The organism is Bartonella quintana, from assembly GCF_009936175.1.
In the GTDB taxonomy this organism is placed as follows: Bacteria; Pseudomonadota; Alphaproteobacteria; order Rhizobiales; family Rhizobiaceae; genus Bartonella; species Bartonella quintana.
In genome coordinates, this window is the sequence record NZ_AP019773.1 from 1,000,286 (window position 1) to 1,017,617 (window position 17,332).

The window sequence follows — 17,332 nt, forward strand, 5'->3', positions numbered from 1 at the left end:
GAACCATGATTGAAAAACAAAATGCCATTTGCTTTAAAAAACGTAAGGTTATTAAAGTTACGGGTGAAGAAGCAACAGATTTTCTGCAATCCCTTATCACAACAGATGTGACAAAAATCGCCCCACAAGAAATTTTCCCTGGAGCTCTCTTATCCCCACAAGGAAAAGTTCTTGCTGATTTTCTTATCGGCAAAAGAGATGATGATTATCTGATTGATATTGTTGCCTCTTTAGCTGATATTTTCTACAAACGCTTACTCTTCTATAAATTGCGTAAAAAAGTAGAAATTTCACAACCATTCCAAGAACTTGTTACAATTTCTTGGAATAATGAATCAAATAACTTCAATTTTGATTCAAGTTTCATTGATAAGCGATTTCCACAAAAAGAAAAAATAGTACGAACCTATGGGGAAATACCTTTTTCTGCCCCAGATTATAATAAGAATTGGAACCGATTGCGTATCCGTTATACAATTGCAGAAAGCGGTCAAGACTATGAGATAGGGAAAATCTTTCCCCATGACATTAATTATGATCAAATCAGTGGACTATCCTTCAACAAAGGTTGTTATATCGGACAAGAAATCGTTTCACGAATGCACCATCGACATACAGCGCGTCGCCGCGTTTTGATCGTTAAAAGCCAGCATGAATTAACCTCAAAGTCCACCGTCGAAGCAGGTACCAAAGTGCTTGGTCACTTGGGAACATGTGCTGCAAACGAAGCTTTAGCTTTAATGCGTATTGACCATGTTAAAGATGCTATGAACAACAATATCACATTTACAGTAGAAAATACCCCCGTCACAATAAGTATTGCTGAAAATATGAATTTTACCTTTCCTGAAAAAACTTTGGAAACTGACTAATGGCTAAAGCTGAATTATCACAAAATGGAGAAGCTCGTGCGTGGCAAAGAATGCTGTCTGGCCGGCGACTAGATCTCTTAAATCCTTCTCCTTTTGATGTCGAAATCGAAGATATTGCCCATGGACTGGCTCGCGTCGCACGTTGGAACGGTCAAACACAAGGAGAGTATGCGTATTCTGTTGCACAGCATTCACTTTTGGTAGAACAAATATTTCAGAAACTTTTTCCGCAATCGCAGAGCAATGAACGCCTTTGTGCTCTTCTTCATGATGCACCAGAATATGTCATCGGTGATATGATTTCACCCTTTAAAGCTGTCATAGGAAAACGATATGAGCTCATCGAAAAACGTATTCAAGATGCTATCCACATGCGCTTTTCGCTACCCATTGATCCTTCTCAAAAGCTCTTAAAAAAAATCAAACAAGCTGACCGCATTGCTGCATTCCACGAGGCTGTTACTCTTGCCGGATTTAAGACAGAAGAAGCCTTTCACTATTTTGGTCACCCACACAATATCTCCCCCGACGGTCTCAATTTGCAACCATGCTCCCCACAGAAAATTGAAAACGCCTTTTTAATACGTTTTAATGATCTTGATGTTGAGAAATTACATTAATATCCTTTTTGATCATTGAGTTTTTTCACAACTGAAACACTTCACATATCTCAACCCCATAATCCCATTCCTTTTATGTATATAAAAGGATATCATAATACTCTATAACTTTAGCAAAACCTTATCTCACCTTTATAGACAATAATGTTCAAAAAACACACTTGCGTATATTAGATCGTTGCTCTCCTTATAAAATAATTCTTTACAGCTAACCTATAAAAAGAATCTTTGTCCTTATAAGAATCCGTGCCATAAATTGCGCAAAACACTACTGAACTCAAACACTCTTACACAATACAGCCATCCAAAACATCATAGAAACGTTATAATCCCATTGGCTATTCTATGCATTCTATAAAAGTAATAAATCAAACGAGGTTCTATATACCTCACCCTCTAAGCCAAAGACAACGATTCAAGCAGAGATCAGCAATCCCATAAAAGATAAAGCTTTTTATCTCATTACGAATGAAATACGTCTGAAATATTTAAATTATTGAAAAAGTCTTCTATAAGGTGGCGTTCTTTGTAAAAATGTTCACCATCGTTATGTGCTATTTTTCTGTGTTAGATAAGAAAGAAGAAAAGGGATGCAAATTCTGCTTCCGCACCCGTTCTCTTTGTGCTTTGAATATAACCATTCTCAGCAATAACTTGTGTATTTTCCTCTTCTTCAACAAGCCCAGCTGTTTGGATAAGTGCATACCAACTCCCTGTCGTTAAGAAGAAAACGTAAAGCTTTGCTCAAAGCATCCATCACAACATGACTCTGCAGTCAAATCCTGGCTTGCTTTTTGCCAACACTTCGCTCTCACGCTGACCTGCTTGCTCTATAACCTACTGCACAACCTATAGCTTCCAGCATAGGAATAAAACCGAACAAATATCGATCCTCACAGCTTCACCATCATAGCCCATATCCTTGGAAAACGCCTCCAAAACCAGATGCCTGCTGTGTGCCGCCTTTCTTGCATCAGGATTCACAACATTCATCAATGAAATGCTCTACCACTTGCCTGAAAGAAAGAGGAAGCTCTCACTATATTACCTCCCATTTAAAAAATAACATGAACGTTTTCAATAAAAAAACGTATAAGATTTCCAGTCTTCACGCAAATGTCAGAAACTTATTTTCAATAAACCGCAGATCTTTTGCCAATCTTTTGGCACTTGATGCCAGACTTCTCCGCGGTAACATTCCTGTTCTTTACAAATAGAACGTTACCACCCCCAGCCTTTCCTCTCAAATCTTAATACAGATACGCAGAATCTAGATCCGAGAAAAATGCACACGAAGAGGTAATCCGTTGATATTAACCTTCCAATAAAAAACACTTTCTGACAGAACTTTCTCCTTAACCTGACTTTTTTTTGAGCTTATAAATTTCTGCTTCAGATGGAAAAGCACGTGATTTAACATCATCCGCATAGCTCTTGATCGCCTTCTCCATCTCCTGTTCGAGAGCACCATAACGACGTACAAATTTAGGAACCCAAGTACCATAACCTAACATATCTTCCATCACCAATATCTGCCCATCACACTGACTAGATGCACCAATGCCAATGGTAGGAATAGAAAGCATCTCTGTAAGTCTTACTGCTAATGGTTCTACAACCCCTTCCACAACAACAGCAAAGGCACCTGCCTCTTCAATTGCTGCTGCATCAGCTTCGATCTGTTGCCAATTACTTTCATTGCGCCCTTGCGTCTTAAAACCACCAAAACGATTTACTGCCTGTGGTGTAAGGCCAATATGCCCCATAACTGGGATACCGCGCTTACACAAAAAATCAATCGTTTCCGCTATATAAACACCACCTTCCAATTTCACTGCACCACACCCTGTTTCCGCAAGAATACGGGACGCATTGGAAAAAGCCTGTTCTGGACTTTCTTCATAAGAACCAAAAGGCATATCAATAATAACCAATGCCTTCTTAGCCCCACGCATAACCGCCTGCCCATGCAAAATCATCATATCCAAACTCACTGGAAGCGTTGTCTCAAAGCCATGCACAACCATACCAACGCTATCACCAACCAAAAGAAAATCGCAATAAGGATCAGCAATCCGCGCACTGTAAGCCTGATAAGCCGTTAGAGAAACAATCGGTTCTTGCCCTTTTCTTGATCGTATTTCAGCAGCAGTAATACGCTTTATGGTTTGATGGATACTCATTTTTCAATCCTTCTCTTGCAATATATATTGATCAATAAGCATAACTTTCCCAAAGCGGACAGTGAGTAATAAAACTGCAGGTTTATTCAATTTTCCCTTAACAACAGATAAAGTTTCCATATCCCGTAAATCTATTTTTTCAATAATTGCGCGCGATTCTTGTTGTAAAATATTGCGAACGATTTTGCATAATTTATCAACTGACCGTTCCCCTTGGCGATAAAGCTTTTCAGCAGCTTTACCACTTTCAGGAATAATTTTTGCCGCTTTGCGCTCTTCTAGTGTTAAAAACTGATTACGTGAAGAACTCGCTACACCATCTGCTTCACGTAAAATAGGCACTCCCACAATTTCAATAGGAAAAGCTAAATCTTCAACCATACGACGAACAATCAAAATCTGTTGAAAATCCTTTTCCCCAAAAAAAGCTTTATCCGGCTGAACAATATTAAAAAGCTTAGCAACAACACTAGTCACACCACAAAAATGCCCTGGACGTAATTTTCCTATCAAAATACGTGATAATTTTTCCACCTTCACAATTGTCTCATTTCCCGGTGGCCACATTTCTTCTACAGAAGGTGCAAAAACATATTCAACACCTGCTTTTTCCAACAAAGCACAATCGGCCATCAAATCTCTTGGATATTTATCAAAATCCTCATGAGGACCAAATTGCTTTGGATTAACAAAAATAGAAACCAATATTCGATCACATATTGCTCTTGCTCGCCATACTAATGCAAGATGACCCTCATGCAATGCTCCCATGGTTGGGACAAAACCAATCGAAAATCCTAAGCGTCGCTCTTCCGCAATATACCGCCGGACTTCAGCAATTGTTTTTAAGACTTTTATCTTCATTTTCTATTCATTTTTTTTAAATCAACAAACTAATGCTTACATCCGAAATCGCCGTTCAAATAATTGTATCAAGTTCACACGCACCGATGGCTGCTTTATATCTCGTGGCTCCCAAACATGCCGCATTAAAAAAAAACCTGTTAAAATAAAACCATTTATTATATCATTAAAATTAACAGGACGAATAGCTCTTCGCACAAGAAACTGTGGTAAAGTTAAAAGCTTTTCTTTCCAAGGACGCCCTGCTTCCTCGCATACAGCACGCCCTGATTTTGGTGACACGTAAAAAAGTCTTTCCTGGCGGCCTGTTGCAGCGCAACGAGACAAATCAAGGCCAAAACCAAGTTCTTCAAGAAGCCGCATTTCAAAACGTACAAGCAATTCAGCGTTTACAAATGACTCGTCAAAATTCTGCATAAAAAGATGTAAAATATCATATAAACTGGGATACGGATCACGCTCCGGAAGAAGACGCAAATGGAAAACTATCAATTGCAAAGCATAAAGTGCCTCGGGTAAAAGAATTAATCGTGCAGCATATAAATCAAGGGCTTCAAGCCGAAAAAGTCCCAAATGTTCGTCTAAACGTGCCCACCATTCAGCCTCTACAAAATTCCCAGGTTGAAGAAGACCTGCCATACGCCGTGAATGTCCTCCTTTTACTATTCCCATATAACGGCCATGCTGACGCGTCATAACTTCAAGAATAATACTGGTTTCACCATATTGGCGTGTACCAAGAATAACGGCTTGTTCTTTCCATTTCATTTTATTTTAAAAAATCCAGTCCCATTTCGAGGTAACGTTCCGGATCGTTATCCCAATTATCACGTATTTTCACAAAGAGAAAAAGATGAACTTTCTGATCCATGATTTCCATTAATTCTTTACGTGCTGCCTGACCAATTGCTTTAATTGTCTCACCTTTTGCTCCTAAAACAATTTTTTTCTGACTCTCACGTTCTACATAAATAACTTGGTTAATTCTAACTGAACCATCTGAACGCTCTTCCCAGCTTTCTGTTTCAACTGTTGAAGAATAGGGAAGTTCGTCGTGGAGACGAAGAAAAAGCTTTTCGCGAGTAATTTCAGCAGCAAGCTGACGCATAGGCATATCTGAAATTTGATCTTCTGGATAATACCATGGTCCCCTCTGCATCATTGTACTCAACGCATGAAGCAAATCCTTGCACCCAGAACCATTTAGAGCCGAAATCATAAATGTCTGCAAAAACTTTACTCGTTCATTAATTTGAGAAGTTAATGCTAAAAGAGATAATTTAGCAACTGTATCAATCTTATTAAGAACGAGAATTTTATCCTGTTTAATATTTTCTACAATATCTAACATTGTACAAACTTCATCCGAAAGACCACTGTGTGCATCAATCAAAACTAACAGGACATCAGCACTCTTAGCGCCACCCCAAGCAGCAGATACCATAGCACGTTCCAATCGCTTGTGAGGACGAAAAACGCCTGGTGTGTCAATCAACACAATTTGCGTATTATCATGAATAACAATACCGCGAACTAAAGTTCTTGTTGTTTGTACTTTATGCGTTACAATTGAAACCTTCGTTCCAACTAACTGATTAACCAATGTCGACTTACCTGCATTAGGCATCCCAATGAGCACAACAAAACCAGAACGCGTTTTGATAACATCATTCATGATCATTTTTTCCCATTGTTTTCCATATTCCCTCTCGTCTTAAAACTTTTTCAGCTGCCATTCTTTCAGCGCATCGTTTAGAATTTCCTTGCCCAATCTCCGGTGCAAAACCCAAAATGCTTACCTCGACCATAAAAACAGGATCATGATCTGGACCAGAACGCTTTACAACCCGATAATGCGGCTGTACACCACCTTGCACATGCGCCCATTCCTGCAACTCTGTTTTGGCATCACGCCGACCAGCATCCATCTGCTTTGCCCGACTTTGCCAATACCTTCGAATAAAGGGACGAACACTCTTCAATCCTCCATCAAGATACATTACAGCAATCAAAGCTTCAATCACATCAGCATGCATATTCGTGAGCCGACGACCCTTTAAGTTTCTCATCTCAAAACCAACATGGATCATATCAGGCAAACCCATTTCTAGCGCAATATCGGCACATGTCTGCGCATTCACTAAACCGTTTAAACGTACCGATAATTCACCTTCACTTGCCTGGGGAAACAATTTATACAGCATTTCCGCAATTAGAAGCCCAAGAACCCGATCACCCAAAAATTCCAGCCGTTCATAATTCCCCTGTTCTGAATCTTGCACACTAGAATGTGTTAATGCTTTTCTTAATCTCTCTTCATCTTTAAAGTGATGCTCCGTCAATCTTTCAAGCTGATCAATTATTGGACAATTCATCATTGATCTCCTGCTTATTAAGCGGCAAATCATAAACGGTATTAATAAAAGAAAACAAACGATTCCAACGCACATCAAACGGCCAACGCCAAATCTGCCAAGCACTTGAACCATTACTGATAGAGAAAAAAATCAAACTTGCTCGACCAATAAGATTTTCCTCTGGAACATACCCCACATCCAAACGACTATCATCTGAATTGTCACGGTTATCACCCATCATAAAATAATGCCCCGATGGAACTTCAAAGACCTTTGTGTCATCAACTTGCGGGATAAAAGCTAACTCAAGCGTATCGTAACTAACACCATTAGGCATTGTCTCGCGATAAACATCAACAGGGTAATTGACCTCCGTTATATCAGAATCATCAATCTTCCCCATAAAATGACGTGAAACAGCCTCATCATTAATATAAAGAACGCTTTGACGAATTTGTATACGATCACCCGGTAACCCAACAACACGTTTTATATAATCAATATCCGGATTACTCGGTAAACGAAAAACCACAACATCTCCACGCTTAGGCTGAGCCGCCCAAATACGTCCTGAAAAAAGAGGAGGAGAAAAGGGGATGGAAAAACGAGAATACCCATATGCATATTTAGAAACAAATATATAATCCCCCACAAGCAAAGTGGGACGCATTGAACCGGAAGGAATACTGAAAGGCTGAAAAAAAAGTGTACGAATAAGCGCTGCTAAAAACAGAGCCTGCATTAAAATGAAAATAAATTCAAGGATTTCGCTTTTTTCTTTTTTTTTATGCATTTTCTCTTTCTGGATCATCACCGACTACCTTCCCATCACAGATTTAACTTTTTTTCATCATAATGTTCAAATAGCAAAAGCACAATCTCTCACGAAAGCTATCCACGTGGAAGTGCTTCGATAATAATAAATGCCTGTGCCCAAGGAAAATCATCCGTCATACTAAGATGAATGATAGCATCATGATGAAGAGGCAAGAGCTTTTGAAGTTGTATTTGTGCACGATTTGTTAATTTCATAATTGGTTTGCCAGATGGTAAATTGATCACTCCCATATCTTTCCAATTTACACCGCAAGCAATTCCTGTACCCAAAGCTTTAGCACATGCTTCTTTAGCAGCAAATCTTTTAGCATAAGAAGAAGATTTTTTTTGGAGACTTTCAGATTTGTTCTGTTCAATATCCGTAAAAATACGTTGGACAAAACGGTCACCGTAACGAACCAGCATTCTTTCAATACGTCTTATATCAATCAGATCATTTCCGAGACCAACAATCATAAGATATCACCTGAATTTTCTTATAAAAAACGCTTTTTTTTTATAATCTTTTGATATCGTTTTTGTTGAAAACGGGTGATTGCTCTGTAAACACCTATATAAGAGAAACCACCAAAAATAAAACCTAAAAGGGTACCTCCTAAGAACATCGGTCTCATGATTGATTCCCATGCGCCCTTAAAAAGACGAGATGCATTTGAAAGTGTCAAACCATCAAACAGAGTGTGAATTTGAGAAAGAGAAATCTCATCTACATTGCTAAAAAGCGATAAACAGAGGTATCCGACCTTATAATCAGCCATAACAATCAAAAAAAATGTGAGTGGATTAGAAAAAATCGTTCCGATAATTGCTGCTGCAAAATTTCCCCGTAAGATCCAAGAAAAAAATACTGCCAAAATAATATGCATTCCGAAGAGAGGCGAACAAGCTAAGAAAATACCAATAGCAAACCCCAATGCCACTTTATGGGGCGTTGCTGATATACGCAAAATACGTTTACGTATGTAGCAAAATGAGCGAGAAAATGAACGACGTGGCCATAACCAAAGTCGAATACGCTTTACAAAATCTATTGGTTCTCGATGACGAAAAAGCATATGATTCTCAATATACATCTTGTGATAATGAAATAATCCGTATAATTTAGGTTAATTATGCCAGTTTTTTGCACAAAAACCAAAAAAGATAAAGACAATTAAATATTTCGACTTCCTGGCTTGACCGCCGGAAGCAGCGCGAGTTCAGTAGGAAGTGCATCACTAGCATAAGATGCGATCTCATATTCGGCAAGTGCAATCAATGGAACTCCGACATCAACCTTACCGCCAGAACGATCAAGAATACACGCACTCGCTACCACATCTGCTCCTGCTGCAACCAAAGCCTCAACTGTCTCACGAATGGAAAGACCTGTTGTTACAATATCTTCAACAATCACAACCCGTGCACCATTCTTGATTTTAAAACGACGCAATTCAAATACACCATTTACACGCTCTACCCAAAGAGAAGGAATACCAAGGTGACGTGAAGTTTCGTACGAAGGAATCAGACCACCAATCGCAGGACCAACCACATAATCAATTTTTTCCTTGATAGATTTTTTGATTTTTGCAGCCAACCCACGACATAACTTTTCCGTCAAGTCTGCATGCATGAATACTTGCGCTTTCTGCATATAAATAGCACTATGGCGACCCGATGTTAAAATAAAATGTCCTTCCAGAATAGCATCTGCTTGTTTAAAAATATCAATTACATCTTGTGTATTCATCGCAAAATCTCTTTTTTTCATCCATGAACCCGTCGTACTGCGCTAACTGAACCTGCTTCTTTTAACTGAGAAAAAATACGATTCAAATGTTTTAAATCCCAAACTTCTAAATCAATCATAATTTCTGTGAAATCTGGTGCAGTACGAATAAAAGATAAATTTTGGATATTGGCATCGTTAGCAGAAATCACTTGCGTAATTTCGGCCAAAGAGCCAGGACTATTAACAACAAAAATATTAATCCGAGTGGGAAAACGTTCACTCATTTGGGCATCAATATCCCATCGGACATCAATCCATCGTTCTGGCTGATCATCGTACGCCATCAAAGCCGAAGACTGTATCGGATAAATAACAATCCCCGCACCTGGTTGCATAATGCCAACAATCCGGTCTCCCGGTACAGCCCCTTCAGGAGAAAATCGTACGGGAATATCTCCACGGGTTCCTCGAATAGGTAATGCTTTGGATTGATGCTTCTCCTCTGAAGCTGCACCCCTTTCATTTTCTGGAACTTTAAAAATCATCCCTTGAGCATTTTCAATGTTGAACCAACCTTCTTCCCCAGGCTTAAAAGATGGCTTCTGTACCACACGGTGATCTTGATAATCAGGATAAACTGCCTTAATCACATCAGAAGAAGGCAATTCACCACGCCCAACAGCAGCTAACACATCTTCCACATCTTTGCGTGCCAAACGTGGCAAAACTTGCTTAAGAACGTCTTTTGAAAATTGTTTTCCCATATATTCAAACGAACGCTCGAGAATACGATATCCCAGACCTGAATATTGCTTATGTACCGCTGCACGGGTTGCTCGACGAATAGCTGAACGCGCTTTGCCTGTTACAACAAGAAATTCCCACGCTGCTGGCGGAATTTGAGCTTGTGAACGTATAATATCAACTTCATCACCATTTTTTAATTTGGTCATTAAAGGCATAATACGACCATTGATTTTCACCCCCACACAAGAATCACCAATGTCGGTATGGACTGCATAAGCAAAATCGATAGGGGTAGCGCCTTTGGGAAATGCAATCAATCGGCCTTTCGGAGTAAAACAGAAAACTTGATCTTGAAAAAGCTCAAGCTTTGTGTGTTCTAAAAACTCTTCCGGGTTATCTCCATCTGACAAAGATTGAATTGTTTGACGCAACCATGCATAGGCGTTCGTTTCGTTTGACAACTTCGATGTCGAATAATCGGAACCATGATCTTTATAAATGGAATGTGCCGCAACGCCATATTCAGCAATTTCATCCATAGCAGCAGTTCTAATCTGCAGTTCAACACGTTGTCTCGAAGGCCCTACAATTGTTGTATGAATAGAACGATAATCATTCTGCTTTGGTATAGAAATATAATCTTTAAAACGACCAGGGACCATTGGCCACGTAGTATGAATAACACCAAGAGCACGATAACAATCATTCATTGTTTCAACAATCACGCGAAAGCCAAAAATATCGGATAATTGTTCAAAAGATAATGCCTTACTTTCCATTTTGCGAAAGACTGAATAAGATTTCTTTTGACGGCTTTTAACATCTGCTTTAATGCCATGCTCGAAAAAAAGTTTTGTCAATTCATTTTCAATCCTAGAAAGCAAATCACGGTTGCGTTTCAATAATTCAGAAAGCCGATTGGTAATCGTACGATAACCTTCTGGATTTAAATAAAAGAAAGAGAGATCTTCTAATTCCTCGCGCATATCCTGCATACCCATACGGCCAGCAAGTGGCGCGTAAATATCCATTGTCTCCTCAGCAATGCGTCGGCGCTTATCATCACGCATAACACCAAGGGTGCGCATATTATGAAGACGATCGGCAAGTTTGACTAAAAGAACACGGACATCATCAGAAATCGCGATAAGAAGCTTACGAAGATTTTCTGCCTGTACTGCCTTCTTCGATACAAGATCAAGTTTATTAAGCTTTGTAAGTCCTTCAACCAACTTACCAATTTCAGATCCAAAAAGCTGATCAATTTCTGCTCGTGTAGCACTCGTATCTTCAATTGTATCATGCAAAAGAGCAACCGCAATTGTTGCTTCATCCAACCGCATATCTGTCAAAATAGCAGCGACTTCTAAAGGATGAGAAAAATAAAGATCACCCGAAGCACGCTTCTGATGACCATGCTTGCGCATTGCATAATCGTAGGCTTTATTTAACAGAGCCTCATCCACGTCAGACTTGTAACGCTGAACACGCCCAACAAGCTCACACTGACGCATCATACGAGCACCTTTATATTCTTTTCACAATCTAACCCTTAATTAAACATGAATATTTCATCCACAAAAGACAAAAAAACGATCACCCTCGCATAACAACGTATATCCGTTCCCATAATATAAATCGCCACAATTAATAATCGTCACTTTTCTCCGGAATGACCAAACCTTCGATACCCGCTAAAAGATCTTCTTCCGACATACAATCGAACGAACAGCTCTCTTCTCCCGATGTTGTAGCAAAAACAGTTTCAGCTTCACCTGAATGAGAAAGAAATTCATTTGCCATTTCTGGCTCATCCACTTCCACATGCTTTTGCAACGAATGAATAAGATCTTCTTTCAAATCGGCAGGAGATAGTGTTTCTTCTGCTATTTCACGCAAAGCAACAACGGGATTTTTATCATTATCACGATCAACCGTAACCTGCGCACCCTGTGAAATCTGACGCGCCCGATGCCCCGCTAAAAGTACCAATTCAAAGCGGTTATCGACTTTATCAATACAATCTTCTACCGTTACACGGGCCATTTATGCCTCTTTCTTAAAAATTAAAAAAAATTTCATAGTGGGTGTTGAGTATATACAATAATCAAAATAAAACACAAGAAAAACAACACAAATTTTAATATTTTCTTGCTCAAAGAGCTTAAAAAGCGTGTAACCTCTTCAAGTCAGTTATCAATGCTACCCTAAAATAAAGGACTCCAAGAGTACCTAATTCAAACAAAGAAAATACATGCACTTAACATAATTATTCTCTTTAGAGACTTTATCTTTTAAAGGAATATCAACCATTCAAAATTATTTAAATCTTTCATAATAACAACAGTCTCATGCACACTTTTTATGATAAGATCAGCAAAAACATGAAATTTTATCCCCTTAACATTTTATTCATCGAATACATCACTCAAAGAGTGTCTTTCTTTGCAAAACAATCGGCAATAATTTCATGTTAAACTACGTTAGCAAAGAGCTCGTTTGCATCCATCATAGGTTGTTTACAACAAAGACATGATCTGTCCTAGACCCCATAAACAACTCAAAAAAAATTTATAAAATATAAAAAATAATTAATGTCTACCGCCATGAATAGCCAATTAGCATCACTTTTCCCAGAACCACCGCAAAATTGCAATTTATGCCCTCGCTTACATAAGTTCATCGCTGACTGGCGTATAAAAGAACCAAGTTGGCATAATGCACCGGTGCGCCCATTCTTTCCTTATAAAGGTGCGGCCACAACACGCCTTCTCATTATCGGTCTTGCTCCTGGATTACGTGGAGCAAATCGAACCGGACGTCCATTCACTGGTGATTACGCTGGACAATTGCTTTATTCTACTTTAAAAAAATTCGGTTTTGCCAAAGGCACCTTCGAAGAAAGAGCAGATGACAATCTTGAACTCATTGATACAGCAATTGTGAATTCGGTTCGTTGTGTTCCACCAGAAAATAAACCAACTAGTGCAGAAATCAATACTTGTCGATATTTCTTTTCGCCTCTTTTAACAAATCTTCCCAAACTTAAAGCTGTTATCACCCTCGGCACTATTGCACATCATTCAACGATACACGCCTTGAATGCAAAAATTTCAACCCATCCTTTTGAACATGGAGGAGTAAATAACATCGGCAGATTACGCATTTTTTCAAGTTATCACTGTTCACGCTATAATACCAATACTGGCCGTTTGACGGACGCTATGTTTCATCAGATTTTTCAAGCCGCTAAAACATATCTTGATCAATGCTGAAATTCCCTAAGCAGCGCTATGAAATAAGGACATACAAATCAATTCTGTCATCCATATCTTTTTAAGAGCCGTGCTTTTTCACACCTCCAATCACGTTTTTTTTCCGCTTCACGCTTATCATGAAGCTTTTTCCCACGCGCCAGAGCAATCTCCAATTTAGCGCGCCCTTGTTCATTAAAATAAAGTTTGAGGGGAACAAGCGTCATTCCTTCACGAGAAGTCGCGTTAAAAAAACGCGCCATTTCACGTTTTGAAATTAATAATTTACGCAAACGACGCGGCTCATGGTTAAAACGATTAGCCTGCGTATATTCAGGAATATAGCTGTTCACTAACCATAATTCCCCATTTTCAAAACTAGCATAACTTTCAGCAATATTCGCATGATTGGAACGCAAAGACTTCACTTCTGCTCCCTGAAGGACAAGCCCAACTTCAAGATTATCAAGAATTTCAAAATTGAAACGAGCTTTACGATTATCCGCAATTATTTTTCGGACTGGTGCATTCCTTTTTTTGTTCATGGCTACGTCAATATATCTTATTCTTTAAGAAGACCAGCATGATGCAAAGCCGCATCAATAATCTTCTTTGTGGTCTCCGCTAATGGAACAATCGGTGAACGAACAAAACTACCACAAAGCCCCAATTTTGCAGCAGCATATTTAATACCTGCAGGACTTGGTTCAATAAACACTGCACGATTAAGAGGCATCAGAAGATCATTTAATTTTAATGCTGTTTCATAATCACCACGAAAACAAGCAGCATGAAGCTCTGCACAAAGTTTTGGAGCAACATTGGACGAAACCGAAATACACCCCACACCGCCATGTGCATTAAAACCTAATGCTATACAATCATCACCCGAAAGCTGTATAAAATCCTTGCCACACTTTTCACGTTGTTCACTGACACGTTCAATTTTGCTCGTTGCATCCTTCACACCAATGATATTTTTAAAATCCTGACAGAGATCTCTCATGGTTTCTACGGCCATATCGATAACAGAACGACCCGGAATATTATAAATTATAACCGGGATAGAAATTGCTTTCGCAATGGAAGAAAAATGTGTGTATAATCCCTTCTGATTAGGCTTGTTATAATAGGGAGTTACAACCAAGATTGCATCTGCACCTGCTTTTTCTGCGTGCTGTGCAAGCTCTACAGCCTCACTTGTGCTATTTGATCCCGCTCCAGCAACAACAGGAACACGCTTAGCAACCTGCTCAACACATAATTCTATAACCTGCTTACGTTCTTCATGACTTAAAGTTGGTGATTCACCTGTTGTACCAACAGGGCTTACACCGTTAATACCTTGTGTAATCTGCCACTCGACAAAATTGCAAAATGCTTTCTCGTCAATAGCACCATTATCGTCAAACGGTGTGATAAGCGCGGTCACAGCTCCCTTGAGCATGATAAACTCCCTAAATGTTCACTTTATTTTTCAAAATAGCTTTTAATTACCAATGATAGAGCATAATCTTGCTCTATCATTGAAGCAAGATGAATTTCACAAAAGCCCTCACAAAATTAGCATAGATCTCCTTTAACCTCGAACATTTCTTTCAAAATATCAGTCTACATTAACCCGTTGTTTATGCTTATGTTTTAGAAATTGTTGAGTGTTTCCAAAAAGTAAGGTCTTAAGGTCTTTTTTCCATGCGTGCATTCTCCACCTCTCTTTTCGTAGCAACCTTTACTGCATTTATACTGACAGCAACAATTCTACTTTCAAGTGTATGTGCACAAACACACATTTTTAACGGGAAAGCACCAATTCCTTCAGTTCGCCCTACCCCCTCTGTAATACAAAAAGTAACTCAGAAACCTCTTAGACAGATTCACACGACAACCCGCAATACTTCTATGCTCAAGCAACTTAAAGCTGGGCTAGATGCACTTTCAAAAAACGATATTGCAAAAACAATCAGCCTTCGTAATTCAATGGAAAAGAATAGCCTTGATCGCCATATTTTAACATGGGCGATCGGTATATCAAGCCAAGCCAATGTGCCAAGCTCTGAAATATACCATGCAATCAAAGAGCTAAAAGGATGGCCTGGCATAGCCACTATGCAACGCAATGCTGAACGTGCTTTTATTAATGAAACCAATTTCGCACAAGCGATTATCCAAAAATTTGCTCATCACGCACCCCTTACAGCACAAGGTATGGCTCTATTCGCTAAAGCACTTATCACAACTGGACAAACCGCCCGTGCTCGACAAATTATCGCACCATGGTGGTATCAAACGAAACTTAATGCACAAGAAGAAGAGTTTGTTCTTAAAAATGCAAGCGCTGCGTTAAAACCTATTGATCATCTGAAACGTATGCAACTTATGCTTTATGCAAATCGGTTCGATTCAGCTGGGCGCGTCGCAAAATTAGTCAATGCTCAATCTCTTTTTAATGCTTTTGTTGCCGTCGAAAAAAATGATCCTAAAGCTGCACAAAAATTACGCACTGTAGAGCGATCATGGCAAAAAAACCCCCTCTTACAATTTGCAAAAATTCGCCATCTTCGGCGAACTGGACAATATAGTGCAGCCGCAACACTCATGATGAGCACGTCAAAAGATGCATTACATCTTATGAACCCTCATGCATTGTGGAAAGAACAACGCGCCCTTTCTCGCGAAATGCTCGATTTAAATAGACCTACAATAGCTTATCAACTCATTACAATGGACACTGACATGAAATCTTCATTGGCAATCGATGCTGAATTTCATGCAGGATGGTATGCACTACGGTTTCTTCATAATCCTCAATTGGCAATGCAGCATTTTTCGCGTATCCCTCAATTATCTTCTGCACCTCTTTCCGCATCCCGTGGATACTATTGGATGGGACGAACAGCAGAAATTCTAGGTGAACATAAAAATGCCCAGCATTATTTTCATCGCGCAGCTAATTTTAGTGCAACTTATTATGGTCAATTAGCAGCTTCACGGCTTAATCAAAAAAAACTCGAAATCTCCTTTCCAAAACCAACAACTGCTGAACGACAACGTTTTAGAGCAAGAAAAGCCATTCAAGCAATTCAACACCTTGAATCAGCCGGCTATGCTGATTTTGCTAAAATTTTTTATAGAGAACTTGGAGAACAAATAGAAAGCCCCGGTGAATTAGCTCTTCTAGCTGTTATGGCAGAAAAGAATGGTGATTATTATACCAGCCTTAAAATTGGAAAAACTGCTGTTTTTCAAGGTAAAAATGTTGGTGCACTTTCCCACCCTCTCGGTGCTATACCAACCTCTGCTGATATTTCTGTAGCAGAAAAAGCGTTTATCTATGCCATTGCACGCCAAGAAAGCGAATTTAATCCAACAGCCATATCAACAGCAGGTGCACAAGGAATCCTCCAATTGCTTCCTACAACCGCACAAGCACTTGCAAAAAAGCATTCAATCGCATGGTCACTAAAAAAATTTAGCAGTGATGCCAGTTATAATGCTACGTTAGCCGCGTATTTTCTAAGCGAACAATTGAAACGTTTTAACGGATCCTATATATTAGCCCTTGTCAGTTATAATGCAGGTCCACGTCGTGTCAATGAATGGATAAAACGTTATGGCGATCCTCGTGAGCAATCTCTTGATAAAATCATCGATTGGATTGAACGCATCCCTTATACAGAAACACGTAATTACGTGATGCGTGTCATGGAAAATTATGGAGTTTACAAAGCAAGACTCACTGGAAAAATAGATATAAAAGCCGACCTTCTTTCCGGACAATGGAAGTAATAAAGCTTTGATTTAAAAAAGTAGTTCGTTGTGTTTCCTCAATTCATAAACTACAGCATCATAGCAATTATAAACATAAGGCATGTAAAACTAGCCTA

At 39.1% G+C, this 17,332-nt stretch carries 17 protein-coding genes; 4 read left to right on the forward strand and 13 right to left on the reverse strand.

Annotated elements, in window-relative coordinates:
• Positions 1–5: 5 nt before the first annotated feature.
• Positions 6–872, forward strand: a complete 867-nt coding sequence (gene ygfZ, locus MF1_RS04100) for a CAF17-like 4Fe-4S cluster assembly/insertion protein YgfZ (RefSeq protein WP_161510522.1) — start codon at positions 6–8, stop codon at positions 870–872.
• Positions 872–1,492: a YfbR-like 5'-deoxynucleotidase gene (locus tag MF1_RS04105; protein WP_161510523.1), complete on the forward strand. Its 621-nt coding sequence runs from the start codon at positions 872–874 to the stop codon at positions 1,490–1,492. The genes ygfZ and MF1_RS04105 overlap by 1 nt, the downstream gene beginning before the upstream one ends.
• A 1,355-nt stretch (positions 1,493–2,847) precedes the next feature.
• On the opposite strand, the gene panB is transcribed toward MF1_RS04105, so the two are convergent.
• From panB to rpoZ, 11 genes are all read right to left on the reverse strand, one after another.
• Positions 2,848–3,675 (reverse strand): 3-methyl-2-oxobutanoate hydroxymethyltransferase, encoded by an 828-nt coding sequence (gene panB, locus MF1_RS04110; protein WP_161510524.1) that lies wholly within the window; start codon positions 3,673–3,675, stop codon positions 2,848–2,850.
• 3 nt (positions 3,676–3,678) lie between these two features.
• Positions 3,679–4,533, reverse strand: coding sequence for a pantoate--beta-alanine ligase (gene panC, locus MF1_RS04115; RefSeq protein WP_174235351.1), 855 nt, complete (start codon positions 4,531–4,533; stop codon positions 3,679–3,681).
• Positions 4,534–4,575: 42 nt separating this feature from the next.
• Complete coding sequence (recO, locus tag MF1_RS04120) at positions 4,576–5,307, reverse strand: DNA repair protein RecO (RefSeq protein WP_161510526.1); 732 nt, start codon at positions 5,305–5,307, stop codon at positions 4,576–4,578.
• Position 5,308: 1 nt separating this feature from the next.
• A complete protein-coding gene (gene era / locus MF1_RS04125) occupies positions 5,309–6,214 on the reverse strand; it encodes a GTPase Era (protein WP_161510527.1) in 906 nt (301 codons plus the stop codon).
• Complete coding sequence (gene rnc / locus MF1_RS04130) at positions 6,207–6,914, reverse strand: ribonuclease III (RefSeq protein WP_042995345.1); 708 nt, start codon at positions 6,912–6,914, stop codon at positions 6,207–6,209. Before rnc ends, era begins: the two co-directional genes overlap by 8 nt.
• Complete coding sequence (gene lepB / locus MF1_RS04135; protein WP_014923923.1) at positions 6,895–7,707, reverse strand: signal peptidase I; 813 nt, start codon at positions 7,705–7,707, stop codon at positions 6,895–6,897. Before lepB ends, rnc begins: the two co-directional genes overlap by 20 nt.
• Positions 7,708–7,787: 80 nt before the next feature.
• Entirely contained in the window at positions 7,788–8,189 is a 402-nt protein-coding gene (gene acpS, locus MF1_RS04140) for a holo-ACP synthase (protein WP_014923922.1), read from the reverse strand.
• Between the two features lie 20 nt (positions 8,190–8,209).
• Positions 8,210–8,788 (reverse strand): DUF2062 domain-containing protein, encoded by a 579-nt coding sequence (locus MF1_RS04145; protein ID WP_161510528.1) that lies wholly within the window; start codon positions 8,786–8,788, stop codon positions 8,210–8,212.
• Positions 8,789–8,886: 98 nt separating this feature from the next.
• Complete coding sequence (gene pyrE / locus MF1_RS04150) at positions 8,887–9,465, reverse strand: orotate phosphoribosyltransferase (protein WP_042995565.1); 579 nt, start codon at positions 9,463–9,465, stop codon at positions 8,887–8,889.
• Positions 9,466–9,482: 17 nt separating this feature from the next.
• Complete coding sequence (locus tag MF1_RS04155) at positions 9,483–11,711, reverse strand: RelA/SpoT family protein (RefSeq protein ID WP_014923919.1); 2,229 nt, start codon at positions 11,709–11,711, stop codon at positions 9,483–9,485.
• A 130-nt stretch (positions 11,712–11,841) separates the two neighbouring features.
• Positions 11,842–12,240 carry a DNA-directed RNA polymerase subunit omega gene (gene rpoZ, locus MF1_RS04160; protein ID WP_161510529.1) on the reverse strand — a complete coding sequence of 133 codons (399 nt, stop codon included), beginning with the start codon at positions 12,238–12,240 and terminating at the stop codon, positions 11,842–11,844.
• A 560-nt stretch (positions 12,241–12,800) separates the two neighbouring features.
• Here rpoZ and MF1_RS04165 point away from each other — a divergent pair.
• Positions 12,801–13,469: a uracil-DNA glycosylase gene (locus tag MF1_RS04165; protein WP_042995564.1), complete on the forward strand. Its 669-nt coding sequence runs from the start codon at positions 12,801–12,803 to the stop codon at positions 13,467–13,469.
• Between the two features lie 47 nt (positions 13,470–13,516).
• Here the strand turns inward: MF1_RS04165 and smpB are convergent, their stop codons facing one another.
• Positions 13,517–13,993 (reverse strand): SsrA-binding protein SmpB, encoded by a 477-nt coding sequence (gene smpB, locus MF1_RS04170; protein WP_014923917.1) that lies wholly within the window; start codon positions 13,991–13,993, stop codon positions 13,517–13,519.
• A gap of 17 nt (positions 13,994–14,010) precedes the next feature.
• Positions 14,011–14,895, reverse strand: a complete 885-nt coding sequence (gene dapA, locus MF1_RS04175) for a 4-hydroxy-tetrahydrodipicolinate synthase (RefSeq protein ID WP_161510530.1) — start codon at positions 14,893–14,895, stop codon at positions 14,011–14,013.
• Between the two features lie 245 nt (positions 14,896–15,140).
• Between dapA and MF1_RS04180 the strand changes: the two genes are divergently transcribed.
• A complete protein-coding gene (locus tag MF1_RS04180; protein WP_161510531.1) occupies positions 15,141–17,234 on the forward strand; it encodes a lytic transglycosylase domain-containing protein in 2,094 nt (697 codons plus the stop codon).
• The last annotated feature ends 98 nt before the right edge of the window (positions 17,235–17,332 follow it).